Here is a 25,156-nt window from a genome sequence, read left to right as displayed (position 1 = left end):
CCTGGCGATGATCAGCTCGGGTGAGCTTCAGATTCTGCGGGCCATGCCTGTGGTCATGCTGGGCTGTGTGGTGGTGTCCTCCGGGCAGCCCCTGCGCATCGGCCAGTCCGAGTTGGCGCGCCAAATCCCGGAACGGGTCACCAGCCGGTCATCAGCAGGTGGTTGAGGAGCAACGCCAGCACGGCCTGCCCGGTGAGCCAGGCGCGGGGCCGGGGGAGGAGCGCGCCCACCGCGAGCAGCCACAGGGCGAAGGGAAGCCAGATCCGTTCGGTCTCCGCTTTGCTCATCCCGGACAGGTCGGCGGCCAGGAGCGCGAGGAGCGCGGCGAGCACGAGCAGCATCAGACGGATCTCGGCGGAGAGCCGGGGGATGTCCCGAACGGCCAGGAGCCGCCCGCGATCCCGGGCGAGCAGGAGGATGGCCCGTCGCAGCCCCGCCACCGTGGCCGGGCCGACCACCAGCACCGTGCAGGCGAGGTTGGCCCACACCCAGTAGCCGTACGGTCTGAAACCGCCCGCTCCTTGGTAGTAGCGCTCGACCAGCAGGTGGTACGCCTCCCACCAGTCGAACCCTGCGAAGGTGAACGCCAGCGGTATGACGGCGGTTCCGGCCAGCAGGAAGGGCAGTACTCGCATTCGCCTGCTCCCGAGCACCAGCACACCCGCCCCGATCAACGCGAAGAGCGTGAGCCCGTATGAGAGGTAGCAGGTCAGGCCGAACAGCAGTCCCGAGCCGAACGCGGCGATCCGTGACCGGTGTGCCGTGCGTGCCGTCACCGCGAGCGCGAGCAGGGCGACGGACCATGCGGCGACAGCGGTGAAGTAGCCGTCGGCCGACGTTCCCATCCACACCGCGGCCGGCGCGAGCACCAGGAACGGCGCCGTCCGGCGGGCGAAGGTCTCGTCGGCCAGTGCCCGTACGGTGACCAGGATGGCGGCCGCCGTGGTCGCGCCGACGGTGACGCACCACATGCCGGCCCACCCTCCGCCGCCCAGGCCGATCCGGTCGAGGAGAACGAAGGTGAGGGTGGCGGCCGGAGGGTGCCCGGCGACGTGCGGGGGCCACTGGTCCGGTGAGCCGAGCAGGATGTGGTGGGTGAAGTCCCGCAGGGTGGCGGGGATGTCGTGGAAGCGGTCGATGACCTGGAGGTACTCGTACCGGGTGGTCAGGCGTCGGGCGATGCCGCGGTGCCAGCCGTCGACTAGGGCGAGGGAGAAGGTCCAGGCCGTGGCAGTGGCCCAGGAGGCGAGCAGCAGGGTGCGCCAGGGCAGGCGTGCGGCGAGGGTGGGGCCGTACGCGACGACGGCCACCGCGACGGCGAGCGCGGCCGGGGTGCCGGGACCGATGTGGGGCAGCCAGTTGGCGTACAGGGGCGGCCAGCCGACATGAAGGACGTCCTTCGACCGTTTGATGGCGACGCCGACCAGCGCGGCCGTCACGACGAGCAGAGCGGCGGCCGCGACGGCGTACAGGTCGCGGCGGAGATCACGACGAAGGCCGAGGTCGGCATCGCCACGCGGGTCACTGCGGAGATCACGGTTCACGCGGGAACGTTAGGCCGGATGGCAGCGGCCGGGCGCGTGCCGGGCGTGGACGTCAGCGTTTCGTCATGAGTCACCGTCGCCGTCGGCACAGATACCGGGTCCGCCGTCGGGGCATGGCACGGTCATCCTCCTTCCCGGTCCTTCTCCAGTCCTTCTTCACCGGCTTTCCGGCGCAGGCCGTGGACCGTGATGGGGACGAGGGTGCGCGTAGCCCGGCGAGCGGGGTGCGCGGGTCGTAGCAGATCCAGGTGAGAACTCGCGGTGGGACGTCTCCAGCGCTCCTTCCCGCTCACGGGAGGCGGAGAAAAACCGGTCCCACGAATCCTTACAAGAGCCTGACGAGGCATCCGATTTTCCTCACCCTGCTCGCCCCATCCGTAACTCTGATCACGAAGAGCCCAACAGAGCAGCGGGTACGCCAGGCCGGGAGCCGGGGATACGTCGGCGGATTCCGGTTCCGAGAGGGCGGCTTGCACACCAAGACCACTGCGGCCTCACAACCGTCCGGGTTCGCCGGAACCAGCATCTGGTGCTCGGCCGCACGGTGATCAGAAGCGGCACCGCAGCGGCACTTGATCCAGAGATCTCAGAGGAGAGTCCCATGCGACGCAACACGCGAAAGCGATCGAAGACGACCCGCCGGACCGTAGCCGCACTGGCTGCGACCGCCCTGGGGGCAGGGGGGCTGGTTGCGGCGAATGTGTATGCCTCGGCCGGTGAGCACGACAGCGGCAACACCGTCAGGAACTCGTCCCAGGATCGAATCGAACAAGCCATGGCGGCGGGGGCCGCCACCATCGACTGCCCCGATGTCGGTATGCGTCTGAAACAGGTTCCCGATCAGGCCCGGGCCGAGGTCGACAAGGAGCTCGCACGGCTGGACCAGCAAGTCGCGGAAGCCTACCAGCGGTTGCGGAACTCGACCCGGGCCATACAGCAGGACAGCAGCTTCGCGGGCAACGCGGTCCTGGGCCCGCTGAAGGACAAGCGGGCCGCGACCATCGACCGCATCGCCATCGCCATCGGCCGTGTGGCGGACCGGCCGCAGGGCCTGGAGTCCCTCGCCGCCTGTACGTTCCGCGCCTCCGGGAACCAGGCCGGCGGCGGCGAGGGCGGCGAGAACCAGAACGGCCAGGTTCAGAACCAGGACACCGGCCAGGACCAAGGGAACGGGCAGGGGGAGACCGGCAACGGTGCCCAGGTCGGCAACGGTCCCGTCGCCTCCGACTTCGTGGACATCACCAGCGTCCAGCCCAATGTCAGCTCACCCCAGAAGCAACAGAACGCCTCACTCGGGAAGTTCACCACCGACTGCGGCGTGAACGAGAACAAGCTGTACAACACCGACAACATCATCGTCGCCCCCGGCGTGGCCAACGGGGCGCACCACACACACGACTACGTGGGCAACCAGGCGAACGACGCCTTCGCCGACAACGAGGACTTCGCGGCCGGCGAGACCACCTGCCAGAACCAGGGCGACAAATCGTCGTACTACTGGCCGGTACTCCGCCTGCAGGACGGCACCCAGGAGTTCGACGCCAACCAGCCGGGCGGTGGTGCGGAGGGCAACGTCGGCAGGATCCTCACCGCGTCCGAGGTGACCCTCGAGTACGTGGGCAACCCGACCAGCAAGGTCGTGGCGATGCCGAAGTTCCTGCGCATCATCACCGGAGACGCCAAGGCGTTCACCAACGGAACGGCCAATGCCAACGCCGCATGGAGCTGCACCGGCTTCGAGGACAGGCAGCTGACGGACAAGTACCCGATCTGCCCCGACGGCAGCAGTCTGGTCCGGACATCCAAGTTCCAGAGCTGCTGGGACGGCCAGAACATCGACAGCGCCAACCACCGTGATCACGTCGCGTTCGCCGACCCGGACACCGGTGCCTGCCCGAACGGCTTCCAGGCCGTTCCGCAGCTGGTGCAGCGCCTGGTGTACGACGTGGACGCACCGAGCCTGAACGACGACGGCCGGTCGAGCGCCTTCTACGCGGTGGACGGCTTCCCGGAGCAGATGCACAAGCCCATCACCGACCACGGCGACTTCGTCAACGTCTTCGACGAGCAGCTGATGAACCAGATGGTCGAGTGCATCAACTCCGGCCGGGAGTGCCAGTGACACCGATGAGGTGAGCCACCGCACGGGCCTGTCCGCGGCCGTCACCTACCGCGGACAGGCCCGCACTCGTGTCGGTTGCCCTGGTCCGATCGGCTCCAGAACGGGGGCGGCTGAGCCCGGCCGATCCGGCGACGTCCGTGTTCCGTAAGGCGCCCAGATGTTCCGGTACGGCTCGCCACCGAGTGGGATGAAGGCATGAAACTGCGTGTCTTCCCGCCGGTGTTCAAGGGCAGTTTGCACGATGCCCGCACGGCGACCTCGATCGGCCGCTGGCTGGGGCCGGCGTTCGCCGTGTGCTTTGTCACCGGGCTGGTCAGCCACTTCATGCAACACCCGCCGGGCTGGCTTGCCGACAGCATCCCGAGCCGCCCGTCGTGGGGTTACCGGCTCACTCAGGGCCTGCACGTCGCTTCCGGCATAGCGGCGGTTCCGCTGCTGCTGGCCAAGCTGTGGACGGTCTACCCACGGCTGTTCGCGTGGCCGCCGCTGCGGTCGCTCCGGCACGCGCTGGAGCGTCTGTCGATCGCGGTGCTGGTGGCCGGAGCCGTCTTCGAGCTGGCGACCGGGCTGTTGAACACGGTCCAGTGGTATCCCTGGCCGTTCTCGTTCGTGCCGGTGCACTACGCGGTGGCGTGGCTGGTGACGGGGGCGCTGCTGCTGCACATCGCGGTCAAGGCTCCGGAGATCCGGGCGCATTGGGGCAGGCGGTCGTCCGGGACTCTCGCCCTGCCGGCGCGGGACGCGCCCGACCGGCGGTCGCTGCTGGCCGCGGTGGGCGCGGCCGTCGGGGCCGTCACCCTCACCACGGTGGGTCAGTCGCTCACCCCGCTGAAGGACTTCATCCTGTTCGCGGCCCGCCACCCGGACCGGGGCCCGCAGGGCCTGCCCGTCAACCGGACCGCTGCGGCGGCCGGGGTCGGCCGGATCGCCGACGAGGAGTACCGCCTGGTCGTGGACGGCCCGCGGCCGTACACCCTGACGCTGGACGAGCTGCGCGCACTGCCCCAGCACGAGGTGGAGCTGCCGATCGCGTGTGTGGAGGGCTGGAGCAAGTCGGCGCACTGGACGGGTGTGCGGGTCGCCGATCTGCTGGAGCGGGCGGGCGCGCGGCCGGATGCGCGGGTGCGGGTGGTGTCGTTGCAGCTGCGCGGCGGCTACCGGGTCTCCGAGATGGGCCATGAGCACGCCCGCGACCCGCTGACCCTGCTCGCCCTGCGCCTGAACGGAGCGGAACTCGACCCCGACCACGGCTATCCGGTGCGGCTCATCGCCCCGAACCGGCCCGGAGTGCTGCAGACCAAGTGGGTGGGCCGGCTGGAGGTGCCGGTATGAAGGTGACGCGTGTCCTTGTGGGTGTGGCCGGGGTGGCGCTCATGGGCGTCGGTGCGTCGCTGCTGACGGACGTCCGTGACCCGGTCGGCGTTCTGGTCTGGCTGGGCGGGGCGGTCGTCCTCCACGACGCGTTGATCGCGCCGCTGGTGCTGCTGGCCGGGCTGATGCTGGTGCGCGGTCGTGCGCGTGGCACGGTTCGCGGGGCGCTCGTGGTCGCGGGCGCGTTGACGGTGGTGGCGCTGCCGGTGCTGCTGCGCCCGGGACGAACGGCCAACTCCTCCGTGCTGCCGCTGGATTACCCGCGCAACTGGCTGATCGCGCTGGCGGCCGTGGCCACGGTGACGATGCTCCTCCTGGCCGCGCGGGGCATCACCCGCCGACGGCGGCCACCGTCATGAGGAAGGCGCCGGCCCACACCGCGCCGTCTTACGGGTGTCTTACGCGCTCCCGGCGGCGCCCTCGCGGCGCCGGGCGGCCTCCTACGGTGACCGGATGCGATCCCTCGGTGTTCTTCCTACGACGGCGCTGGTGACGGCCGCGCCACTGGTGCTGGCCGTTGCGGGTGTGCTGCATCCGCGGCATCTGACGGCGGCGACGGCGGGTGACTGGGCGGGGCTGCACATCGCCCTGCTGCCCGTGTTCCCTTTCCTGGTGCTCGGTCTGGTTGTCCCGCTGTGGGGCAGGCCGGGCCGCGATGCGGAGGGAGCCTTGACGGTGCTCGCCTGGTCCGGGTGCCTCGTCTACGCGGCGTACTACTCGGGGCTCGACGCGGTGGCGGGGATCTCCGCCGGCACGGTGGTGGACCACGGCGTTCACGGGCGGCCGGGCGGCTGTTCGCGATCGGTGGCGAACTCGGCCGGACCGGGGTGTACGCCCTGGCCGTGGCCTGTCTCGCCACCTGCGCGGTGCTGTGGCGCCGGCACGGGATACGGGTGCTGCCGGGGGCCGTGGCGCTGCTCGCCGCCTGCTGGTCCTTCGTCGACAGCCACATCTTCTGGCCGCGGGGCGTGTTCACCATGCTCGGCTTCGCCCTCGCCTTCACGCTGCTGACGGTGGCGACGGCCCGGACCGCAGAGGACACGGGACGGGCCGAAAGGCTTGCGAACCGCTGACGTCCCCGTGCTCGACGGCTCGCGACCGGATGGACGGCCCTACGGCCGGGGCATGTTGATCCTGGTCACCGGAGGTGCGGGCTTCATCGGCTCGCACATCGTTACCGCCCGGCGCCGGGCACGAGGTGCGTGTCCTCGACGCGCTGCTGTCCGCCGCCCACCGCACCGCCCCGCAGGTCCCCGAGGAGGTGGACTGGCGCCACACGGACGTCCGCGACGCGGCGGATGTCACCGACGCCCTGCACGGTGTGGACGCCGTCTTCCACCAGGCCGCGGTGGCCGGGCTCGGCAAGGACTTCACCGACGCGCCGGACTACGTCGGCTGCAACGACCTCGGCACCGCGGTGCTGCTCGCGGGCGTGGCGGAGGCCGGCGTGCCGCGCGACACCCCCGTACGCGAGGGGCGCGTCCCTGTTCCGGTCCGCGCTCGCGCGGGGTGAGGCTCCGCGTGTGTTCGAGACGGCGGGCAGCGGCGGGACTTCGTCCCCGTGCGGGACGTGGCCGGCGCCGACCTCGCGGCGCTCGACGGCGTGCACGCCCTTCCGGAGGGTGGCCTGCGGGCGTACAACGTGGGCAGCGGGGAGCCGCACACGGTGGGGGAGACGGCCGCGGCACCGGCCGTGTCGTACGGCGACCAGGTACCGGTCGTCACCGGAGAGTTCCGGCTCGGCGACGTCCGCCCCATCACCCCATCCTCCCGTCGTCCCCGCGACGAACCGGGGTGGAAGCCGCAGGTCCCCTTCGCGGAGGGAACGGCGGAGTTCGCGGCGGCACCCCTGCGAGCCGGGTGAGCCGGGAGGGAGCCGACGTCGCGGCGGCTTTCTCCGGGCGTGACGGAAGGAACCGGCCAGGTTTCCCCCGGCCGGTCCGGTCTCTCCAGGTCACCTCAGGCCGCCCTCCCGCTGCCTTCAGACCGCCGCGGGCAGGTGGACCTCGAAACGGCAGCCGCCCGGAACGTTGCAGACAGCCGCGCGCCCCTTGTGGGCCTCCACGATGCCGCGCACGATGGCCAGGCCCAGTCCGGCTCCGGCAGGCGGGGTGCGGGCGTCGGTACCGCGCCAGCCGGTGTCGAAGACACGGGGCAGGTCCTCCGGGGCGATGCCGCCGCAGCCGTCGGTCACCGCCAGCACGACACGGTCGGCCTCCTGGCGGGCGGAGACCGCGACGGTGCCGTCGGCCGGGGTGCGGCGGATGGCGTTGACGAGCAGGTTGGCCAGGACGCGGGACATCTCGCGGCCGTCGACCTCGACCGGCACCTGTTCCACCCGGTCGCCCACCAGCCGCACCCCGTGCTCCCTGGCCAGGGCGTCGGCACCGGCGATGGCGTCGCCGACCAGGTCGTAGACCGACATGCGGGTCGGGGACAGGGCGAGGACGCCGGCTTGGATTCGGGAGAGTTCGAAGAGGTCGCTGACCATGCCGCTCATGCGCTCGACCTCGGTGCGGATGCGGGTGTGGTAGACGCGCGGGTCGTCGACCATGCCGTCCTCCAGGGCCTCGGTCATCGCCTGGAGCCCGGCCAGCGGCGTGCGCAGGTCGTGGGAGATCCAGGCCACCAGCTCGCGGCGGGAGGCTTCCAGTGCCCTCTCCCGTTCCCGGGAAGCGGCCAGCTTGGCGCTGGTGGCGGCCAACTCGCGGCTCAAATGGGCGAGTTCGGCGGTGGGTGCGATGGCGGGCGGCACGAAGCTGCCGTCGTCGCCGAGGGCGCGGGTGGCCTCGGCAAGGGCCCTGCTGCCCCTGACGACGCTGCGGCCCAGCAGGAGGGCGACGGCGAAGGAGGCGACCGCGGCCATGGCGCACACCATCGTCACCACCCACAGGTCGTGCTCCGAGAGGAACATCGCCCAGGACACCAGCATCGTTCCGGCGAGCATCGCGGCGACCGTGACGGCCGCGACCACGGCCAGCGACAGTGCGACCGACCGGTCGCGCACAAGCCGCAGTGCCATCGCGCCGGTCAGCCCGGCGGCCGCCGCGCCGATGGCCGCGTACAGGGCGATGAGCAGCGTGTCACCGACCATCGCCGGCTCCCCCCTCGTCCGTGTCCGCCGGCCGGGGAGGGTCGAAGCGGTATCCGACACCCCAGACGGTGCTGATGAGGCGGGGAGTGGCCGGGTCGTCCTCGACCTTCTCGCGCAGCCGCCGTACGTGGACCGTCACGGTGGACAGGTCGCCGAACTCCCAGCCCCACACCCGGCGCATGAGTTCCTCGCGGCTCGTCGCCCGGCCGGGGTTGCGCAGGAAGAACTCCAGCAGGTCGAACTCCCGAATGGTGAGGGGCAGTTCGGTGTCGTTGCGGGTGGCACGCCGTGCGGTGGGATCCAGGGCGAGCGGGCCGCTGCGCAGCCAGGGTTCCGCGGGCTCGGTGCGGGTGACGGCCAGGGATCCGGCGCGGCGGAGCACGGACTCCACCCGCAGTACCAGCTCACGCGGGCTGAAGGGCTTGGTGACGTAGTCGTCCGCCCCGACCTCCAGGCCGAGAACGCGGTCCTCCTCGTCACCCCGCGCGGTCAGCATGATCACGGGCAGAGGGCCGTCCTCGCGGATGCGGCGGCACACCTCCAGCCCGTCCATGCCGGGCAGCATCAGGTCCAGCACCACGAGGTCGGGCGGCCGGGCGGCGGCCCGGGCCACGGCGGCGGGACCGTCGGCGGCGACGTCGACGGCGAATCCGGCCCGGTGCAGGTACCCGGCGACGACCTCGGAGACAGTGGGGTCGTCGTCCACGACAAGTACGCGTTTCACACCAGCGAGTCTCGCACCATAGGTCCGCGGCCCACGGGAGTGGCGGCAGATGTCAGCGATCCGTAAGGAAGAGCGACGTCAGCGATCCGTAAGAACACCAAATCCCTTATGCCCCCTTTGTGTTCGTAGGGTGAGTGGGGTGATCGAGACAACCCCTTCCTCCGTGGACGTCGTGCTGCCCTGCCTCGACGAGGCCGAAGCCCTGCCCTGGGTACTGGGCCGGATTCCGCCCGGCTGGCGCGCGATCGTCGTCGACAACGGCTCCACCGACGGCTCCCCGGACACAGCCCGCGACCTCGGGGCGTACGTGGTCCACGAGCCGCGCCGCGGCTTCGGCGCCGCCTGCCACGCAGGGCTGACCGCCGCCACCGCCGACATCGTCTGCTTCTGCGACTGCGACGCCTCCCTCGACCCCCGTCTGCTGCCGCGGGTGGCGGGGCCCGTCCTCGACGGCTCCGCCGATCTGGTCCTGGGACGCCGGCGGCCGACGACTCTCGGAGCCTGGCCGGTGCACGCCCGTCTGGCGAACCTGGAACTGGCCCGGCTGATCCGCGGCCGCACCGGCCTGCGCCTGCGCGACCTCGGTCCCATGCGCGCGGCTCGTCGCGAGGCACTGCTGGCTCTCGGGCTGACCGACCGGCGTTCCGGCTACCCGCTGCAGATGGTGGTCCGCGCCGCCGACACCGGCTGGCGCGTCCGGGAGACGGACGTGCCGTACCACCCGCGTACGGGTCGTTCGAAGGTCACCGGCACCTGGCGCGGCACCTGGCAGACGGTCCGCGACATGCGCGCCGTGCTCGCCGAGCACCCCACCATCGGCGGCCACCCCGCCCCCGGCCCGGACGCGACGGCTCCGGGAGGCGCGCGATGACCGCCGTCACGGGAGCGGCCACGCTGCTGGTCATCGCCAAGGAACCGGTCCCCGGCCGCGTCAAGACCCGGCTCACCCCGCCCTGCACGCCGCACGAGGCGGCCGCCCTGGCCGAGGCGGCCCTCACCGACACCCTCCGTACGATGCTCCGGGTCCCCGCCCGGCGCAGGGTTCTCGTCCTCGACGGAACCCCGGGTCCCTGGCTGCCGTCAGGCTTCGAAGTCGTCCCGCAGGTGTCCGGAGGACTGGACGAGCGGATCGCGGGCGCCTTCGCCCTCTGCGACGACGGGCCCGCACTGCTGGTCGGCATGGACACCCCGCAGCTCACCGCCGACCTGCTGGCCGATGTCGGCAGCGACGGTCGCGACGCCTGGTTCGGCCCGGCCGCCGACGGCGGCTTCTGGGCCCTCGGCCTCGCCGACCCCTCCCGCGCCGGATCCCTCGTGCGGGGCGTACCGATGTCCACCGACCGCACCGGCGCGATCCAGCGGTGCAGGCTCGCCGAGGCGGGGCTGACGGTCCGGGACCTTCCAGTGCTGCGGGACGTCGACACCGCGGCCGACGCCGCCGCAGTGGCCGGCCTCTGCCCGCCCGGTTCGCACTTCGCCACCGCACTGGCCTCACTATCGGAGGTCGCCCGGTGAGCAGCGCGGCAACCGGTATGAAAACCGCCACCGCCGAGTGGTACGACCCGCTCACGGCGGCGCCCCAGCCGCAGACCGGCATCCTGCCGTCCCTCGATCTCGTCGCGCCGCCCGTGGAGCCGGGCGAGCCCTGGACGGACGACCCCTACGCCCAAGCCCTGCGCATCGGCCGCGGCCCGCTGTACCTGCGCCGCCTGGAACCCCACGCCCACGGCAGGGCGGAGCTGATTCCGCTGGACGTGGAGCGCTGGTGCGCCGCACCCGACACCGCCGACACCAGCGTGCTGCAGCGTTGCACCGGCCCCGCCCTGGACGTCGGATGCGGACCCGGGCGCCTGGTGGCCGCCCTGACCGCACGCGGCGTTCCAGCCCTCGGCGTGGACGTCAGCCCGGCCGCCGTCGCACGGACCCGGCAACACGGCGCAGCCGCCCTGCGGCGCTCCGTCTTCGACCGCCTGCCGAGAGAGGGCAGCTGGGGCACCATCCTGCTGATGGACGGCAACGTCGGTATCGGCGGCGACCCGGCGGTCCTGCTCGCCCGCCTGCGCGACCTCGTCGGCCCCGGCGGCCGTCTGCTGGCCGAGGCGGCCGACGACGACGTGGACCAGCGTCTCACCGTCCGCGTCGAGGACGCCCACGGCCGCCACGGCCGCCCCTTCCCCTGGGCCCGCGTCGGCGCGACCGGCCTCCTCCGCGCCGCCGACTCCACCGGCTGGATCCTCACCGGCCGATGGAGCGCCGACAGTCGCCCCTTCTTGGAACTCCACCGCGCCACCACGGAGTCAGAGGAGCTACCGACGGCCCAGGACAGGCACTCCACGGCCAACGACGAGGATTTCATTTCCTGTACGCGCAGGCCGCGGTCTCCGGCACGGCCGACGGCTTCCGCATCGGCAGGAACGGTTCCCTGACGAAGGTCACTACGGCCACGGGGCTGCCCGCCTTCACGGCGTCCGGGATGGAGGGCATCGCCGCGGTGTGAAGGGAAAGCGGTCAGCGCGGTGGTGGCGCCCCGGAGCTTTCCGTGCGGTGCTGACCGCCCAGGCTGGTCACTCTCGCCGAGGCACTGCAGGCGGCGCCGTCGACCGCCATGCGCATGAGCGACCGGCGCATCGCCGCCGGGCTCGCCGACCGGCAGATCAACTCCGGCAGCCGCCGCGAAACCATGCTGCGGCTGACCGACAAGGGTCGGCGTACCGTCACCGATGTCACCGACCGGCGCCGTGCAGAGAGCGGCACGATGGTCGAACGGCTCACCGCGAAGCAGCGGGCGGCGATGGTCGAGGCACTCACCGCCTGCAACGAGGTGGGGGAGAGAGCCCTCGGCCCTGGAGGCGGACGATCGTACCCGGGGCAGCGGACGCTTCCTTCACGCACCGTCTGGTTGGGCGTTTCTTTGCCGGAATGCCGCGTTATGTATGCATGGTCCGTTCCGTAGTGCTGTGCTCCTGAGCTGGGTACGCGGGGCAGGACCGACGTCGCGTCGGCCTCCCACGGGGTGGGATCGAGAGCGAAGCCGGTGACGGTCCTGTGCGGTGCGCGCGGGTTCGTGCGGTGGCGTGGCGGAAGGGCAGGCGCAGCGTAGTGACGATCGCCGATGCGGTGTTCGCGTGGTTGGGTGTGGGATCGCTGCTCGCGGCTGTGCTGCCCCGGGTGGTGGCCGGACGGCCGTTGTCGCTGCCGCTGGTGTTCCTGACAGCCGGCATCGGCGTGTACCTGCTGCCCCTGCCGTTGCCTGCCATCGATCCGGTGGAGGACCGGCTGCTGGTGGAGCACGTCACCGAGATCTGCGTGATCATCGCGCTGATGGGCGCCGGGCTGGCGCTCAACCGGCCCGTCGGCCGGCGCCGCTGGGCCACGACATGGCGGCTGCTGGGTGTCACGATGCCGTTGACCGTCGTGGGCACCGCTCTCGTGGCGTGGTGGCTGCTGAACTGGCCGCCGGCCGCCGCGCTGCTGCTGGCTGCCGTCCTCGCGCCGACCGATCCGGTGCTCGCGTCGGAGGTGCGGGTGGGGGAGCCCACCGAGGACCCCCACGACGAGGACGAGGTGCGGTTCGCCCTCACCAGCGAGGCGGGCCTCAACGACGGGCTTGCCTTCCCTTTGACGTACGCGGCCGTGGCCCTGGCCGCTGCCGCGGGCAGCGGCTGGTCGGCCGACTGGGCCGGCGCGTGGGTGGTGGAGGACGTCGCGGTCAAGTGCGCGGTCGGTGTGGTGGGCGGGTTGCTGGTCGGCCGACTGCTGGGCTGGTTGTTCTTCCGGACCCGCTCGCCGGTGCTGCGGCTGTCCGAACACCGGGAGGGCTTCGTCGCGCTGGGCGCCACCTTCCTGTCGTACGGGGTGACCGAGCTGGCCGGGGGCTACGGCTTCCTCGCCGTGTTCATCACCGCGTGCGCGATCCGGGCGGCCGAGCGCGCCCACGGCTTCCACAACGTCCTGCACGACTTCGTGGAGCAGATCGAGCGCCTGTTCACCGCCGCGTTGCTGTTTCTGCTGGGCGCCTACGTCGCGCTGGGGGGCCTCGCCTCGCTGACCTGGCAGGGCGCCGCCACCGGGCTGGTACTGCTGGTGGTGATCCGGCCGCTGTCCGGGTGGGCCGGGTTGCTCGGTGGCCGTCCGCGGGGCCGGGAGCGCTGGGTGGTCGCGGCGTACGGCATCCGGGGCGTCGGTTCGTTGTACTACCTCGCCTACGCACTGGGGCAGCAGAACTTCCCGGTGCCGGAACGCGAGTTGTGGGCGGTGATGACGTTCACCGTACTGGCCTCGGTCGTGCTGCATGGTGTCACGGCGGGGCCGGTGGTGGCCCGGCTCGACCGGCTGCGGACCGCCCAGCCCCCGCAGCAAGAGGGAACCGGCCGAGCGGGAGGCGCCGGGCGCGGCCCGGGAACGTGATCGTGCCCGGCCGTGATGCCCGGCTCCGGCGTGAGACCTGTGGGGAAACTCCTCATAACAGGTGTGGTGCTCAGCCTCCCCGCGCACCGGAAGCACCGCTGTCGGGCAGCGAGGGCGCGGTGTCACGCCGCGCGTGTCCCGGAAGTCGCGCGTGAAGTACGTCTGCGACACGTGAATCGCTCAGGCAGGGAGGGCGACGGCCGAGCAGGTGTTGGCGGACTTCGGACCATAAAGGTGGGGGAGGGTGCCCGGGTGGGGTGGCTCTCCGGGGCCGCGACGCAGTTGGAGTGCACCATGACCGTGAAGAGGCCACCGTCCAGTGTCACGGTGCTGTCCCTGATGCCGATCGTTCTGATGGCCGGGGTGGCGTCTGTGGACGTCCTGGTCGGGCCGGGGGTGGGGCTGTTGCCGCTGGTGTCGCTCGGGCCCGCGTTCTCCGGACTGGTCGGTACCTGGCGCCGTACCGCGCTCATCGGCGTCGTGGCGCTCCTGCTGTGTGGTGCTCGGAATCTACGACGGGCTGTTCGAGGAGCGGCGCGGGTTCGCGTTCTCTGGTGTCGGTGGCGGGGGTGACCGGGGTGGGGATCGCCGCCGCCGTGACGCGCTCGCGCCGCGAGGCGGAGCCGGCGAGTGTGCGCTCCATGGCGAGGTCGCGCAGCGCGTGCTGCTGCGGCAGGTGCCGCTGACGGCGGGTCCGCTGCAGGCCGCGGTGTCGTACACGTCGGCCGTCGCGGAGGCGCGGATCGGTGGTGATCTGTACGAGGTGGTCTCCTCCCCGCACGGCATCCGGGTGATCGTGGACGATGTGCGAGGCAAGGGGCTGGCCGCGGTCGAGACGGCTCGGTGAACGGGTGCAGCGGTGGCCCGGGAGCTGGAGGGGGAGAAGTTCGTGACCGCGGTCCTCGCCGAGGTCGGCGCCGACCACGAGGCAGTCCTCCTCAACTACGGGCATCCGGCACCGATGCTCGTACGCCAGGATGGAACCGTCGACTTCCCCGAGCCCCCCTCGTACGCGCTTCCCCTGGGCCTGGGTGCGCACGGACACGAAAGTTCCAAGCCCTTCCGAAAGGTGGGCTTCGCGCCGGGCGAGCAACTGTTGCTGTACACCGACGGCGTCAATGAGGCCCGTGACGAACAGGGGCGCTTCCATCCGCTCGCGGAACGGGCCGACTCACTCAAGGACCCCGACGCGAGCAGCGCCCTGGACGGCCTGCGCGAAGACGTGGCGCGGCACGCCTCAGGGCCGCCGCACGACGACGCCGCGATGCTGCTCCTGCGCTACCGCGCCCACGGGAACCGCGAGGACGAGGGTCATGAGAGAGGAAAATCTGGTCCCGTCCCGTGAACACGCGCGGCTTCGGGCACGATAGAAAGGTTGTATGGCGGAGCGCAAGGCCACTGGTGGTGGCGAGAAGGATGTCGAGGCGGTGACCCGTGCGGTGGTGACTGCCTCTCGGCTGCTGGTGGCGGTCTCCGCCCGGTCGCTTGCCGAGGTCGAGGAGCGGGTGACGCTGCCGCAGTTCCGCATGCTCGTCGTGCTCTCCTCCAGAGGCGACACCAAGCTTGTGACTCTGGCGGAGCTGCTCCAGGTGGCGCCGTCCACCGCCATGCGCATGATCGACCGGCTCATCGCGGCCGGGTTCGCCGACCGGCAGACAAACCCCACCAACCGCCGTGAAACCATGCTGCGGCTCACCGACGAGGGACTGCGTGTCGTCGAGCACGTCACCTCCCGCCGGCAGGCGGAGATCGCCGCGATCGTCGAACGGCTGGGCCCGGACCAGCGGGCGGCGCTCGTCGAGGCGCTCACCGCCTTCAACGAGGCTGGTGCGGAGCCGGTCGCCGCGGCGCTGGACGACCCGGAGATGTATCCGCTGGGCTGGGCGGACACCCATGCCCGACGGGGAGCGTGAGAGCTGCGGCGGAGCGTTTCTGCTGATCATCGATGCTCTGGGGCAGTCCGGTACCCGTTGACGGGTTTTGCGTAATGCAAGGGAGTCGTGAAGGGCCGTCCGGGTCGGGACTGAGGAGCGTCCTGCTGCCGGACCCCGGCAGCGCGCGGTGCGTACCCAGGGGTCGTGAGGACGGTGCGTGCTGTCGCTGGAGGCGCCTCGATGAGGCGCCGCGACGTGCCGGACATATGACCGCCCGGGGGTGGCGGAACGGATGCGCAGGCTGCGTCGGCAACCGCCCGTGGCGGAAACAGGGCTGATGGCGCGCCTGAGGTCCGTGTGTGGGGGCCCGCGGAGTTCGTTGGCATGCCCCCGGTGGCTCCTCGCCGAAGGGCTGTCTGGCGCGGCTGCGGGCCGTCGACCAGGCCGGGAGGCGCGTTGGCGATCGTCTACGACCCTCAGAGCACGGTTCCACCACGTGGCGTGGCACGCGCCACGGAGTACGGCCCGCTCGTCGGCGTCGCCACGCCGGCACTCGCAGTGGTCGCCGGGTGCGCGCTCGCGATCGTGCGCTCCTTCCGGCTCGGCCCCGTCCCCGTGCCGGCTGATGCCCGGCCTCGCCCCTTCGCCGGTTGAGGGTGAGACCGGAACAGCCGTCTGTGGTGGGATCGGAGGGTGGCGCGTCACTGGCTCCCGGAGGAGGGCGCGGGTGAGGGGGAGCCGGTGGGCGCGGACGGGGCGGTGGTGTTGACGTCCAGGTCCGGGCGCGGTGTGAGGACGACCATGGGGGCGCCCGGCTGGGGTGCCGGCGGGGTCGTCTGGTCCTTGGGGAGCTTTGGCGGAGCGGTCTGCTGGTAGTTGACCTGTTCGTGGTTGACCAGGCCGGTCTTCTCCAGCACGGTGATGTGGTCCAGCACGGTGTCGTTGGCCAGGTCGGCGAGCTGGCGCACCAGCGTGTTCCTGGTGCTGGCGCGGATTTTGGCGATCGCCGGGAAGATCTGACCGTGGGTCACCCGCATGATGGTGACCGCGGTGGAGTCGAACTCCTTGCCGGACGCCGCGGCGGCGGTCTGCACGAACTGCTGTTGCTGTGGGCTCGCCTGGTTGTTCAGGGTGATGTTCAGCTCGGGTGCGATCTGACGGCACATCTTGTCCAGGCCGGCATGCCCGACGACCAGGTGCTCGCCGGCCTCCTTCATCTCCGGTGTCGTGCCCCGCTCCATGGCCATCTCGCCGAGGGGGTACTCCCACAGCCCGGCCGAGCGGACCTTGATCACGAAGTCGCGGTCGGCCTCGGTCAGGGGGCCGTACCGGGTGTTGGCGATGATGCGCTCGGTGTTGGTGGCGGTGTTCTCGATCCCGAGCATCGCGGGATAGGCGAGCGCGGCGACGGTCAGTAGCAGGCCACCGCTGATGAAGACGGTTCCCGCGCTCCGAGACAGACGCATGGCACCTCCTGGCAGGAGTTGTGGATCCCTCGCTGGATCTCCTGTTGTCGCGTCGCAGGGGATCCGTCCGGGGGTGGTCGCCTGGAGGTACGTAGACGACGCACAGTGCAATCATTGCGCTGAGCAAAATTTGCAGTGATGTGCATCACATTGCCGCGGCAGGGTGAGGCTCAAGGTGCATCGGTGCAGGCGGTCGTCGGCCCGCGTACGGGACCCACCGATGGGGGAGAAGTGCCGTCACTCGTCGCGACCCGACGGCACGCCAAGTGAACGACGTGAGCTGTGGCGCCGTATCCCGCAGGGACGTGCGGCGGTGCTCACGCCGCACGGGCGAGCGGTCTGTGTCCAAGAGGCCTGGGGAGCGTCATCTGGTGGGCCGCGTTGCGTTTCGCCCGCGATCGGCCCGACCCGCAGCGGACCGATGTCTTTGGCGCCCGTGCCGGAACGGGGCTGTTCGCCCTTGCCGGCAGCCCCCTGGCAGTACTGGGGCACTTCACTGTCGCGGATGGCTCGGTGCCGCGGCGTCTCGTGACGTCGCTGATCCTCCTGCAGTTCGCCGGTGCCTGGCCCGCCGCACGGCGTCGTTTCTCCCTGACGATCACGGTGGGGTGCACGCTCATGAGGCGGCCCGGCGGGACGGGATGGAGGGTTCGCGGCTCGGTGGGGTGAAGAGGCACGACGGGGGTCCGCTGCCTGCTCCGGAACTGCCGCCTGTGCCCCTGAAACCACGCGGGCGGGTGCGTTGACTGCGGGAATCCGTGGAATCGATTGCGGGGGCGAGTGTTGCCTTGACTCGTCGACATGCCGCGTATGCCTTCGGCCAGGGTTGGGGTCTTACCCTCAGGCGGCCTCGGTGGGGCCCCGCGGGATGGGCCGTGGTCCCCGGCTGTCGGCCCAACAAGCGCCCCAGGAACGGAAGTCAGTCGCACGACACCGACATCAGGGAGGTTCGGATGCTTCAAGGAGTACTGATCGCCGAGAGCCTGCGGGTCGGAGCCCGGCTGACCGGGATTCCCCTGCAGATCACCAAACTGACCCGGGTCGAGATGACGAACCGCGGAGAGGGCCAGCCACGGCACTGGACACTCCTGGAATTCTCCGCCGAGGAGTCCGCCGCCCAACGGCTTGCCGAGCGGCTCTCTTCGTGCCTCGCCGCACCGGGAGGTTGGTACGCCGACTTCCACACTGCTGATGAATCGTTCGTGATCTTCGCCGACAAGGTCTTCCGCTATCCCCGCGGGCAGGCCGAAGGTCGCACCGAAGCCCAGCGATATGGACGCTCTGTCGGCGTACCCGAGCCGCAACTCGACTGGCAGGTCTGACTTCGGGCTCCGCGAGAGCGGAGCCGAGGCCATGTTCCGAACAGTCAGGAGCAGCGGTCCGAGCTGTCGGTGCCGGGCTGTCCGCTGGGGAGGTCGTCGTGGCCGGCGGTGAACGTGCCCAGCGCGGGGCCGGGCGTCCGTCCTGGCGGAACTGACGGCCGAGCGCGAGCGGCACCGCGGGTCCACCTCGGTCGTGGGCGGCCGTCGCCGCGCGGCGGCGACCGTGTCGCCCTCGCCGTATGCGCCTTCTCCCGGACGCGCAGGGGCTCGATCGCGGCCAGCCACTCCGGCAGGAAGCACCGTGCTGAAGCCGGCCTGCGTTGCCGACTGGGCTGCGTGCACAGGAACCGCGGACGGACGGCTCGAACGGAACCTCGACCGTGACCGCCGCCGAGTGGGGCGGCATCGAGCCAAAGTCAGGTCGGCCGTCTTCCGGGATCGTTGCCCCGCCCATATCCTCGTGCGCCGATGTTACCGACGGTAAGGGGTGGGGATGAGCGGCAGTACGCGCAGAGAGTTCCTGGGCACCGCCGCGGCCGCCGGGGGCGGGGTCGTTCTCGGCACCCCCCAGGGGGCCTCGGCCGACAACGGCGCCACAGCGCAGACCGTGGCCGTACTGGGAGGGGGCGTCGCCGGACTCACGGCCGCGCACGAACTCGCCGAGCGCGGCTTTCGGGTCACGGTCTACGAGCGCAAGGCGCTGGGCGGCAAGGCCCGCAGCATCGACGTACCGGGCAGCGGCACGGGCGGCCGCCGCCCCCTGCCAGGGGAGCACGGCTTCCGCTTCATCCCCGGCATCTACCACAACCTGCCCGACACCATGCGGCGCATCCCGTTCCCCGGCAACCCGGGCGGTGTTCACGACAACCTCGTCGCCCCCAAGGAGATGCTGTTCGCCCGGTCGGGCGGCCGCGAGGACATCCGGCTCCCGCTGCCCGGGCACGGCGGCGCCCCGGCCGAGCTCACTCCCGACGAGATCCGCCGCGCCCTCACCTCGGTCCTCGACACGGCCTTCAACCTCCCCCTCCACGAGGCCCTCTACTTCGCCAACCGCTTTCTGGTCTTCCTCACCAGCTGCGACGAGCGCCGCGACGACGTATGGGAGCGGACGCCGTGGTGGGAGTTCGTACGGGCCGGACAGATGTCCCAGGACTACCAGCGGATCCTCGCCGTCGGCATCACCCGCAACATCGTGGCCACCAAGGCGGAGGAGGCCAGCACCCGTACGGTCGCCACCCTGATGGAGGCCTTCGTCTTCAACCTCCTCGGGCGGGGCGCGGACGGACCACTGGACCGGATCCTCAACGCGCCCACCAACGAGGCCTGGATCGACCCCTGGGAGACGTACCTGAGATCACTCGGGGTCGAGTTCCGCGTCGGCTGGACCGTACGGGACCTGACCCTGGGCGCGGGTGTGATCACCGGAGCTGTCGTGGAGGACCCGGCAGGCGCGCGCCGGACCGTCACCGCCGACCACTACATATCGGCGATGCCGGTCGAGCACGCCCGCCGCACATGGAACTCCGCCGTACGCGCCGCCGATCCCCAACTGGCCGAGTGCGACCGGCTGGAGACGGACTGGATGACCGGCATCCAGTTCTATCTGACCGAACGTACGCCGATTCTGCACGGCCACCTCAACCTCATCGACTCCCCGTGGTCGCTGACCGCGATCGCCCAGGCCCAGCACTGGCCGGGCCACGACTTCCCCGCCGACTTCGGCGACGGCACGGTCGCGGACTGCCTGTCCGTGGACATCTCCGAGTGGGACCGTCCGGGCATCCTGTACGGCAAGACGGCCAAGCAGTGCACCCGTACCGAAGTCGCCCGCGAGGTGTGGGCGCAGTTGAAGGCGGCGCTCAACGACACCGGCCGTACGGTCCTGAAGGACTCCGTGCTGCACTCCTGGTTCCTCGATCCGGCTGTGGACGGACTCGGCACGCCACACCCTGTCAATGAAGAACAGCTGCTCATCCATCCGGTGGGGACCTTCCACCACCGCCCGCGGTCGGCCACGAAGATCCCCAACCTGTTCCTGGCCGGCGACTACGTGGCCGTGCCCATCGATCTCGCCACCATGGAGGGCGCCAACTCCTCCGCCCGGCAGGCCGTCAACGCCCTTCTGGAACAGGTCGGCTCGACCGCCGAGCGGTGCACCGTGACCCCCTTGTACCGGGCTCCCGAGTTGGAGCCACTCAAGCGGCACGACCGCACCCGTTACCTCCTCCGGCTGCCGAATGTCTTCGACCTCGGCTGAACATCGGTGCTCAACGCGCTGCTTTCCGCCTCGGACACGGCCTGCCGGCGGCGCCTGGCCACCAGCGGGGGCGCGGTCAGTCGAGCGGGACGCCGGTGTGGTCTTCCAGGGCCTGGATGAGGCCCACGGAGACGGTCGTCGTTAGCCTCTCACCGGAAATTATCCAAAGTTCAGTGCGAAAGTTTCTTCCCCAGCCCCAGCTCCCCGGTGACCGTCAGGCACGATGCGGAAGCCGGCCCAGGCGCGTACCGCGCGGCGGCGGGGTCAGTGAAAGGACGCGATGAGCTTGCCGAGTACACCCCAGCCGGTCACTGCCGTCGACAATCCTGTGCTCCCCGGCTTCCACCCGGATCCGAGCGTCTGCAGGGCGGGGGAGGACTACTACCTGGTCTGCTCCAGCTTCGAGTACTTCCCCGGAGTGCCCGTCTTCCACAGCCGGGACCTGGTGCACTGGAGCCAGATCGGCAACGCGCTCGAACGGCCGAGCCAACTGCGGCTGCCTCCTGACGCGCCGGCGTCCGGGGGGATCTACGCGCCCACCCTGCGCCACCACGACGGCCGCTTCTGGCTGATCGTCACGAACGTGAGTGGGGACGGCAACCTGCTGTTCACGGCCACCGACCCGGCCGGCCCCTGGTCCGATCCGGTCAGGTTGCCCGGAGTGCGCGGTATCGACCCGGATCTCGCCTGGGACGACGACGGCAACTGCTGGTGCACCACCGCAGGAGTCGGGCAGGTCCGTATCGACCCCCACACCGGGGAGACGTTCGGACCGTCGCGGCGCCTGTGGTCCGGCACGCCCGGCGCCAAGGCCCCGGAAGCCCCCCACCTGTACCGGATCGGCGACTACTGGTACCTGCTCATCGCCGAGGGAGGCACCGAGCGGTGCCACAGCGTCTCGATCGCTCGCGGACCTACCGCCGAGGGCCCGTTCGAGCCCTGTCCGGCCAACCCGATCCTGACCCACCGCGGCTCCGACCACCCCATCCAGAACACCGGCCACGCCGACCTGGTCGAGGGCCCCGACGGATCGTGGTGGATGGTGCTGCTCGGTGTGCGGCCGGGCGGTGGTACTCCCGGGTGGCACGTACTCGGCAGGGAGACGTTCCTGGTTCCGGTCGACTGGGTCGACGGCTGGCCGGTCGTCGGTGAACTGTCACCTGAACTGCTCGCTCCTCCATGGCCGTTGGGGCCTCCCGCGCCTGCGCGGAGCAGGGACGACTTCGAGCTGCCGGCGTTGGCACCCCATTATGTTTCGCTGCGGAGCCGCCCCCAGGAGGCCTGCACCACCAAGGAACGGCCGGGCTGGCTGACGCTGCACGCCCGCGGCGATTCGCTCGACGACACGGAGGTGACGTTCGTCGGCAGGCGGCAGCAGCACCTGTCCTGCCGGGTGCGCACCCTGATCGACCCGTCCCATGGCCGCGGCGGCCTGGCCGTGCGCCTCGACGAACAGCACCATTACGAGATCGAGGCAGCGCCCGGCGAGGTGCGCGTGCAGGCGCGTATCGGCCCGCTCAAGAGCGTCGTGGCATCCCTCGCGACCGTGTCCGGCCCCCTCGTGCTCCGCATCGAAGTGACCGCCGTACAGGCCGTGGACGACGCCCGCACTGGTCCCGACACCATCTCGATCGGCGTCGAACGACCGGACGGGACAGTCGCCGAACTGACCTCGCTGGACGGGAAGTACCTGTCCACGGAGGTAGCGGGTGGCTTCACCGGCCGGGTCATCGGAATGTTCGCGTCAGCCGGCTCCGTCCACTTCGACTGGTTCGACTACGAGCCACTCGACGGGTGAGGGCGCCGCCCGGCACCGTGACGGGCGTGGGGCGGCGCCTTCTCCCGGGGGCGCACCTGTCTCCGGGCCGGCTTCCTCCGCTCTCCGCGCCCGCTCCCGAGTGCCGGGCTCGACCGCGAGCAGCGGTAGTCACCGGGCGGTTGCGAAGTCCTGGGTCCAGTAGTTGTCGGGCTGTGCGAGCCCGACACCGATCTCCTTGAACGCGCAGTTGAGGATGTTGGCCTTGTGGCCGGGGCTGGACATCCAGCCCGCCATCACCTGCTCGGGAGTGGCGTAACCGTAGGCGACGTTCTCGCCGTAGGTGCGCCAGGTGTAGCCGGCACGTGTGAGCCGGTCGCCCGGGGAGGACCCGTCGGAGCCGGTGTGCGACATGTTCCGGTGGGCCGCCATGTCGTTGCTGTGTGCCTGTGCGGCCTTGGTCAGGGTCGCGTCCAGGGTCACACGCGAGCAACCGGCCTTGGCGCGCTCGGCGTTGACGAGTTCCACGATGCGAGCGGTGGTGCCGGACGCCGTGGGGGTGGTTTTCGGAGTGCTGGACGGTGCGGTGGTCCTGGGCTTGGGGGCGGTGGTCTTCGTCGTGCGCGACGGTGCCGTGCTCTTGGGCTTGGGGGCCGTGGTCTTCGCGGTGTGCGACGGGGTGGTGGCCTTGGGCTTGGGGGCGGTGGTCTTCGCGGTGTGCGACGGGGTGGTGGCCTTGGGCTTGGGGGCCGTGGTCCTCCGGGTGCCTGCCGAGGGGGTCGGAGTCGCCGGTGCCGCCGAAGCGCGCCTGCCGTCCTCGTCGCGATTCCAGCCGTGATGCCAGTCGGCGTCCGTCCGCCAGTCCTTGGCACCCTTTCTCTCGGAGCCGTGGGACCGATGCCCCCCGCTGTCCCGCCAGTCGCCACAGGCCATGGCGACGGACGGCACCCCTACGGCACCGATGGTGACGGCAGCGATGACTATGCGCCGGTAATGCTTGTGTTGGCGGTGCTTCCCCATGTGTGACCTCATTCGGTAATCACCGAGCGTCCTTGCGCGGCTGACTCTGCGCAGACCCCTCCTGAACTGCGGAAAGGCCTTGCGGGTCGTCATTCTTAGGACGGCTTCACACAGAGCACAAAGGGCCGGGATACTACGTGGCTTCGTAGCTTTGGGCAGCCCTTGCCAGGGCTGCGGGAGGGTGCTGTTCCGGCTTCCGGGGGCTCGGCGGAGTTCTGTCGTCCTGTCAGGAACGCGCGGTCGTACGAGGACGCGTGCGAGGGCGGCGCGGGCGGACCGCTGTCAGGGCGGGCGCGATGCGGGGCTGAGTCAAGCCGGACAAGTCCCATATGTCGCCTGGGAGTCGTCAACTATTCGGCATGCCTAGTAGTGCAGTCCCGTGTGACGCATGTCACGGAATCGGGCGGCGTTCCAGGCGGACGCCCGCGCTCAGAGAAGGATGACCCTCTTGCCGCGGACGTGGCCGAAGCGGGCGTCGGCCACAGCGGCAGGGGCATCGGCCAGAGGGACCCCGGCGTCGACGGTGATACGGAGCCTTCCGGTGGCGGAGAGATCGGCGATGGCTTCCAGTCCGGGCCGGGTGGGACTGCTGGAGAGGTTGACTCCGCGGATCTGGCGGGCGGCCAGGGCGTCGATGCCGTCGTCGCCGGGGTGGGTGACGAGGTCGAGGACGGCGTCGATGCCGTCGGGGTGGGCGGCCAGGACCTGGTCGCCGGTGGGTGCGGTGGTGAAGTCGATGGTCTCGTCGGCGCCGAGGGCGCGGAGGTGGGCGGCGATGTCGGGGGTGGCGGTGGCGAGTACCCGGGCTCCCGCGTGGGCGGCGAACTGGATCGCGGACTGACCCACGCCTCCGGAGGCGCCGTTGATGAGGATGACGTGCCCGGCGTCGAGCCGGGCCGTCTCGATGGCCTGACGGGCGGTGATGCCGGCTGTGGGCAGTGTGGCGGCCACGGCGAACGGCAGGTCGTCGGGTATGCGGGCGATCCTGCCGTCCTCGGCGGCCACGGCGTGCTCGGCGTACGAGCCCCGCCCGTGCCGGACGTTCATGAACTGCCCGTAGACCCTCTCGCCCGGCCGGAAGCGGTTCACGCCGGGGCCGACACGCTCGACGACGCCGGCCGCCGTCCGAGCCCAGGACGAAGGGGAAGTGGTGCTCGACGACGTTCTTCAGGGCTCCGTCGGCGACCTTCCAGTCGAACGGTTGAGTGCGGCGGCGTGCAGGCGGACCAGCAGCTGGCCGGGGCCCGGTTCCGGCGTGGGCAGATCGGTGAGCTGCGGGTCGGCACCGAAGTGGGTGGTGACGACGGCCTTCACGACTACTCCCAGACGACCGTCAGCTCGTTGCGGCGACCGAAGCGTTCGAGATGGCTGCCCACGACGTCCTGGATGGTGGTGAGCGTGGGCTCGTCGGGTGCGGTGACGCGGATCAGCAGGTGGTCCTCCGCGGGCTGGAGCAGGACGTCGGTCTGCTGGAACGTGAGGCGGTGCCCGCCCTCGGGGGTCTCCTCGGTGGGGATCTTCCGGCCGAAGTGCGAGGCGAGCTGCTTGGCGTAGCGCGGGGCGGCGTCGGTGGTGGCGCGGCCGAGGGCGGTGGGCATGGCGGAACTCCAGGGAAGGGAGGGCGACGGGTGGGGGCGCGGGGCGGGATCAGCCGGCCGGCGCCGGGCCGAAGACGTCGCGGGTCAGGCACGCGGAGTGCAGACGTACCAGCGGAGCCGGGGTGACCGCCTCGGCGGGAAGGGCCCGGGCTGCGGAAGGGGTGGCGTTCACGGTTGCTCCTGCGAGGGAAGGCGCCCTGCGGTGAAGGCGCCCTGCGGTGAAGGCGAAGTCATTGATTCAAAGTTGAACCAGATGTGCTCGACCATAGCCCCGGCTGCTTCAAGTTTGAAGCGAAGGCTCAGGTCGGAGTGATGTGGCGTCAATCACATCCCGGTGGTCATCGCCTGTGGGGAGCCGGCCGGGGTGCCCTGACGTGCGATGCGCGGGACTGTAGCGGGCGGGCGTGATCCGGTGGAGGGTGTGCCTCCGGCCGGATGACCCTGGTCGTCGACAGCACGGAGCACGCCGTCGAAGCCGGCCAGACCGCCACGTTCGACGGAGACACCCCGCATACCTACCGCGGCTCCGGTACCGGAACGTGTCACCTGATCACGACAGTCCAGCTGCCGCCCGGTCCCGCTCCGGCAGCCTGACACATCG

Annotated in this window: 23 protein-coding genes and 4 pseudogenes; 18 read left to right on the top strand and 9 right to left on the bottom strand. The window is 70.9% G+C overall.

From position 1 onward, the window contains the following. Positions 1-137: 137 nt before the first annotated feature. Positions 138-1,544 (bottom strand): hypothetical protein, encoded by a 1,407-nt coding sequence (locus ACZ49J_RS05900; protein ID WP_467448391.1) that lies wholly within the window; start codon positions 1,542-1,544, stop codon positions 138-140. 601 nt (positions 1,545-2,145) lie between these two features. On the opposite strand from ACZ49J_RS05900, the gene ACZ49J_RS05895 reads away from it, so the two are divergent. The 5 genes and pseudogenes from ACZ49J_RS05895 (at position 2,146) to ACZ49J_RS05875 (ending at position 6,901) form a co-directional block, all read left to right on the top strand. Continuing rightward, positions 2,146-3,666, top strand: coding sequence for a DUF1996 domain-containing protein (locus ACZ49J_RS05895; protein WP_467448394.1), 1,521 nt, complete (start codon positions 2,146-2,148; stop codon positions 3,664-3,666). 195 nt (positions 3,667-3,861) lie between these two features. Continuing rightward, positions 3,862-4,998 (top strand): molybdopterin-dependent oxidoreductase, encoded by a 1,137-nt coding sequence (locus ACZ49J_RS05890; protein WP_467448398.1) that lies wholly within the window; start codon positions 3,862-3,864, stop codon positions 4,996-4,998. Next, positions 4,995-5,396 carry a hypothetical protein gene (locus ACZ49J_RS05885; RefSeq protein WP_467448400.1) on the top strand — a complete coding sequence of 134 codons (402 nt, stop codon included), beginning with the start codon at positions 4,995-4,997 and terminating at the stop codon, positions 5,394-5,396. Before ACZ49J_RS05890 ends, ACZ49J_RS05885 begins: the two co-directional genes overlap by 4 nt. A 483-nt stretch (positions 5,397-5,879) precedes the next feature. Continuing rightward, a complete protein-coding gene (locus tag ACZ49J_RS05880) occupies positions 5,880-6,110 on the top strand; it encodes a hypothetical protein (RefSeq protein WP_467448402.1) in 231 nt (76 codons plus the stop codon). 52 nt (positions 6,111-6,162) lie between these two features. After that, positions 6,163-6,901 (top strand): annotated as a pseudogene (locus ACZ49J_RS05875) (NAD-dependent epimerase/dehydratase family protein). 117 nt (positions 6,902-7,018) lie between these two features. Here the strand turns inward: ACZ49J_RS05875 and ACZ49J_RS05870 are convergent. Together ACZ49J_RS05870 and ACZ49J_RS05865 are read right to left on the bottom strand one after the other, a co-directional pair. Continuing rightward, the gene (locus ACZ49J_RS05870) at positions 7,019-8,131 is read right to left on the bottom strand and encodes a sensor histidine kinase (RefSeq protein WP_467448404.1); all 1,113 of its coding nucleotides are present in this window, start codon (positions 8,129-8,131) and stop codon (positions 7,019-7,021) included. After that, positions 8,121-8,855 carry a response regulator transcription factor gene (locus ACZ49J_RS05865; RefSeq protein WP_467448406.1) on the bottom strand — a complete coding sequence of 245 codons (735 nt, stop codon included), beginning with the start codon at positions 8,853-8,855 and terminating at the stop codon, positions 8,121-8,123. Before ACZ49J_RS05865 ends, ACZ49J_RS05870 begins: the two co-directional genes overlap by 11 nt. Before the next feature lie 139 nt (positions 8,856-8,994). Between ACZ49J_RS05865 and ACZ49J_RS05860 the strand changes: the two genes are divergently transcribed. From ACZ49J_RS05860 to ACZ49J_RS05825, 8 genes and pseudogenes are all read left to right on the top strand, one after another. Further along, positions 8,995-9,726 (top strand): glycosyltransferase family 2 protein, encoded by a 732-nt coding sequence (locus ACZ49J_RS05860; RefSeq protein WP_467448407.1) that lies wholly within the window; start codon positions 8,995-8,997, stop codon positions 9,724-9,726. Further along, positions 9,723-10,370 (top strand): TIGR04282 family arsenosugar biosynthesis glycosyltransferase, encoded by a 648-nt coding sequence (locus ACZ49J_RS05855; protein WP_467448408.1) that lies wholly within the window; start codon positions 9,723-9,725, stop codon positions 10,368-10,370. Before ACZ49J_RS05860 ends, ACZ49J_RS05855 begins: the two co-directional genes overlap by 4 nt. Next, entirely contained in the window at positions 10,367-11,281 is a 915-nt protein-coding gene (locus tag ACZ49J_RS05850; RefSeq protein ID WP_467448409.1) for a class I SAM-dependent methyltransferase, read from the top strand. The genes ACZ49J_RS05855 and ACZ49J_RS05850 overlap by 4 nt, the downstream gene beginning before the upstream one ends. 185 nt (positions 11,282-11,466) lie before the next feature. Beyond that, positions 11,467-11,808 carry a hypothetical protein gene (locus ACZ49J_RS05845; RefSeq protein ID WP_467448411.1) on the top strand — a complete coding sequence of 114 codons (342 nt, stop codon included), beginning with the start codon at positions 11,467-11,469 and terminating at the stop codon, positions 11,806-11,808. A gap of 146 nt (positions 11,809-11,954) precedes the next feature. Continuing rightward, positions 11,955-13,262 carry a cation:proton antiporter gene (locus ACZ49J_RS05840; RefSeq protein ID WP_467448413.1) on the top strand — a complete coding sequence of 436 codons (1,308 nt, stop codon included), beginning with the start codon at positions 11,955-11,957 and terminating at the stop codon, positions 13,260-13,262. Positions 13,263-13,556: 294 nt separating this feature from the next. Next, a pseudogene (locus ACZ49J_RS05835) lies at positions 13,557-14,607 on the top strand (PP2C family protein-serine/threonine phosphatase). Between the two features lie 34 nt (positions 14,608-14,641). Continuing rightward, positions 14,642-15,175 (top strand): MarR family winged helix-turn-helix transcriptional regulator, encoded by a 534-nt coding sequence (locus ACZ49J_RS05830; RefSeq protein WP_467448414.1) that lies wholly within the window; start codon positions 14,642-14,644, stop codon positions 15,173-15,175. Between the two features lie 462 nt (positions 15,176-15,637). After that, a complete protein-coding gene (locus ACZ49J_RS05825) occupies positions 15,638-15,790 on the top strand; it encodes a hypothetical protein (RefSeq protein WP_467448415.1) in 153 nt (50 codons plus the stop codon). Between the two features lie 47 nt (positions 15,791-15,837). On the opposite strand, the gene ACZ49J_RS05820 is transcribed toward ACZ49J_RS05825, so the two are convergent. Further along, positions 15,838-16,602 (bottom strand): DUF4142 domain-containing protein, encoded by a 765-nt coding sequence (locus ACZ49J_RS05820; RefSeq protein WP_467448417.1) that lies wholly within the window; start codon positions 16,600-16,602, stop codon positions 15,838-15,840. 620 nt (positions 16,603-17,222) lie between these two features. On the opposite strand from ACZ49J_RS05820, the pseudogene ACZ49J_RS05815 reads away from it, so the two are divergent. The 4 genes and pseudogenes from ACZ49J_RS05815 to ACZ49J_RS05800 all read left to right on the top strand — a co-directional run. After that, positions 17,223-17,348: pseudogene (locus ACZ49J_RS05815) on the top strand (pirin family protein); the annotation flags it as partial. Between the two features lie 207 nt (positions 17,349-17,555). After that, a complete protein-coding gene (locus ACZ49J_RS05810) occupies positions 17,556-17,924 on the top strand; it encodes a hypothetical protein (RefSeq protein WP_467448419.1) in 369 nt (122 codons plus the stop codon). A gap of 493 nt (positions 17,925-18,417) precedes the next feature. After that, on the top strand, positions 18,418-20,181 hold the full coding sequence (locus tag ACZ49J_RS05805; RefSeq protein WP_467448421.1) for a hydroxysqualene dehydroxylase: 1,764 nt from the start codon (positions 18,418-18,420) through the stop codon (positions 20,179-20,181). A gap of 280 nt (positions 20,182-20,461) precedes the next feature. Continuing rightward, complete coding sequence (locus ACZ49J_RS05800; RefSeq protein ID WP_467448422.1) at positions 20,462-21,979, top strand: glycoside hydrolase family 43 protein; 1,518 nt, start codon at positions 20,462-20,464, stop codon at positions 21,977-21,979. Positions 21,980-22,108: 129 nt separating this feature from the next. Here the strand turns inward: ACZ49J_RS05800 and ACZ49J_RS05795 are convergent, their stop codons facing one another. From ACZ49J_RS05795 to ACZ49J_RS05775, 5 genes are all read right to left on the bottom strand, one after another. Beyond that, entirely contained in the window at positions 22,109-22,957 is an 849-nt protein-coding gene (locus tag ACZ49J_RS05795) for a CAP domain-containing protein (RefSeq protein ID WP_467448423.1), read from the bottom strand. Between the two features lie 429 nt (positions 22,958-23,386). Beyond that, positions 23,387-24,004, bottom strand: a complete 618-nt coding sequence (locus ACZ49J_RS05790) for a zinc-binding dehydrogenase (RefSeq protein ID WP_467448425.1) — start codon at positions 24,002-24,004, stop codon at positions 23,387-23,389. A gap of 120 nt (positions 24,005-24,124) precedes the next feature. Further along, on the bottom strand, positions 24,125-24,271 hold the full coding sequence (locus tag ACZ49J_RS05785) for a hypothetical protein (protein ID WP_467448426.1): 147 nt from the start codon (positions 24,269-24,271) through the stop codon (positions 24,125-24,127). A gap of 2 nt (positions 24,272-24,273) precedes the next feature. Then, complete coding sequence (locus ACZ49J_RS05780) at positions 24,274-24,555, bottom strand: DUF2218 domain-containing protein (RefSeq protein WP_467448427.1); 282 nt, start codon at positions 24,553-24,555, stop codon at positions 24,274-24,276. Positions 24,556-24,604: 49 nt separating this feature from the next. Further along, positions 24,605-24,727: a hypothetical protein gene (locus ACZ49J_RS05775; RefSeq protein WP_467448428.1), complete on the bottom strand. Its 123-nt coding sequence runs from the start codon at positions 24,725-24,727 to the stop codon at positions 24,605-24,607. A 254-nt stretch (positions 24,728-24,981) separates the two neighbouring features. Here ACZ49J_RS05775 and ACZ49J_RS05770 point away from each other — a divergent pair. After that, a pseudogene (locus ACZ49J_RS05770) lies at positions 24,982-25,149 on the top strand (cupin domain-containing protein); the annotation flags it as partial. Between the last annotated feature and the right edge of the window lie 7 nt (positions 25,150-25,156).

The organism is Streptomyces sp. NPDC030840 (genome assembly GCF_055572015.1).
Note: the sequence above shows the minus strand (reverse complement) of the source record. Positions and strands in the feature narration are given on the sequence as shown.

Bases quoted from the DNA above. Each gene is read 5' to 3' on its own strand.
- ACZ49J_RS05870 (WP_467448404.1), bottom strand. From the start codon at position 8,131: ATGGTCGGTGACACGCTGCTCATCGCCCTGTACGCGGCCATCGGCGCG.
- ACZ49J_RS05795 (WP_467448423.1), bottom strand. From the start codon at position 22,957: ATGGGGAAGCACCGCCAACACAAGCATTACCGGCGCATAGTCATCGCT.
- ACZ49J_RS05810 (WP_467448419.1), top strand. From the start codon at position 17,556: ATGCTTCAAGGAGTACTGATCGCCGAGAGCCTGCGGGTCGGAGCCCGG.
- ACZ49J_RS05845 (WP_467448411.1), top strand. From the start codon at position 11,467: ATGAGCGACCGGCGCATCGCCGCCGGGCTCGCCGACCGGCAGATCAAC.
- ACZ49J_RS05805 (WP_467448421.1), top strand. From the start codon at position 18,418: ATGAGCGGCAGTACGCGCAGAGAGTTCCTGGGCACCGCCGCGGCCGCC.
- ACZ49J_RS05890 (WP_467448398.1), top strand. From the start codon at position 3,862: ATGAAACTGCGTGTCTTCCCGCCGGTGTTCAAGGGCAGTTTGCACGAT.
- ACZ49J_RS05895 (WP_467448394.1), top strand. From the start codon at position 2,146: ATGCGACGCAACACGCGAAAGCGATCGAAGACGACCCGCCGGACCGTA.
- ACZ49J_RS05780 (WP_467448427.1), bottom strand. From the start codon at position 24,555: ATGCCCACCGCCCTCGGCCGCGCCACCACCGACGCCGCCCCGCGCTAC.
- ACZ49J_RS05790 (WP_467448425.1), bottom strand. From the start codon at position 24,004: ATGAACGTCCGGCACGGGCGGGGCTCGTACGCCGAGCACGCCGTGGCC.
- ACZ49J_RS05885 (WP_467448400.1), top strand. From the start codon at position 4,995: ATGAAGGTGACGCGTGTCCTTGTGGGTGTGGCCGGGGTGGCGCTCATG.
- ACZ49J_RS05830 (WP_467448414.1), top strand. From the start codon at position 14,642: ATGGCGGAGCGCAAGGCCACTGGTGGTGGCGAGAAGGATGTCGAGGCG.
- ACZ49J_RS05820 (WP_467448417.1), bottom strand. From the start codon at position 16,602: ATGCGTCTGTCTCGGAGCGCGGGAACCGTCTTCATCAGCGGTGGCCTG.
- ACZ49J_RS05855 (WP_467448408.1), top strand. From the start codon at position 9,723: ATGACCGCCGTCACGGGAGCGGCCACGCTGCTGGTCATCGCCAAGGAA.
- ACZ49J_RS05800 (WP_467448422.1), top strand. From the start codon at position 20,462: ATGAGCTTGCCGAGTACACCCCAGCCGGTCACTGCCGTCGACAATCCT.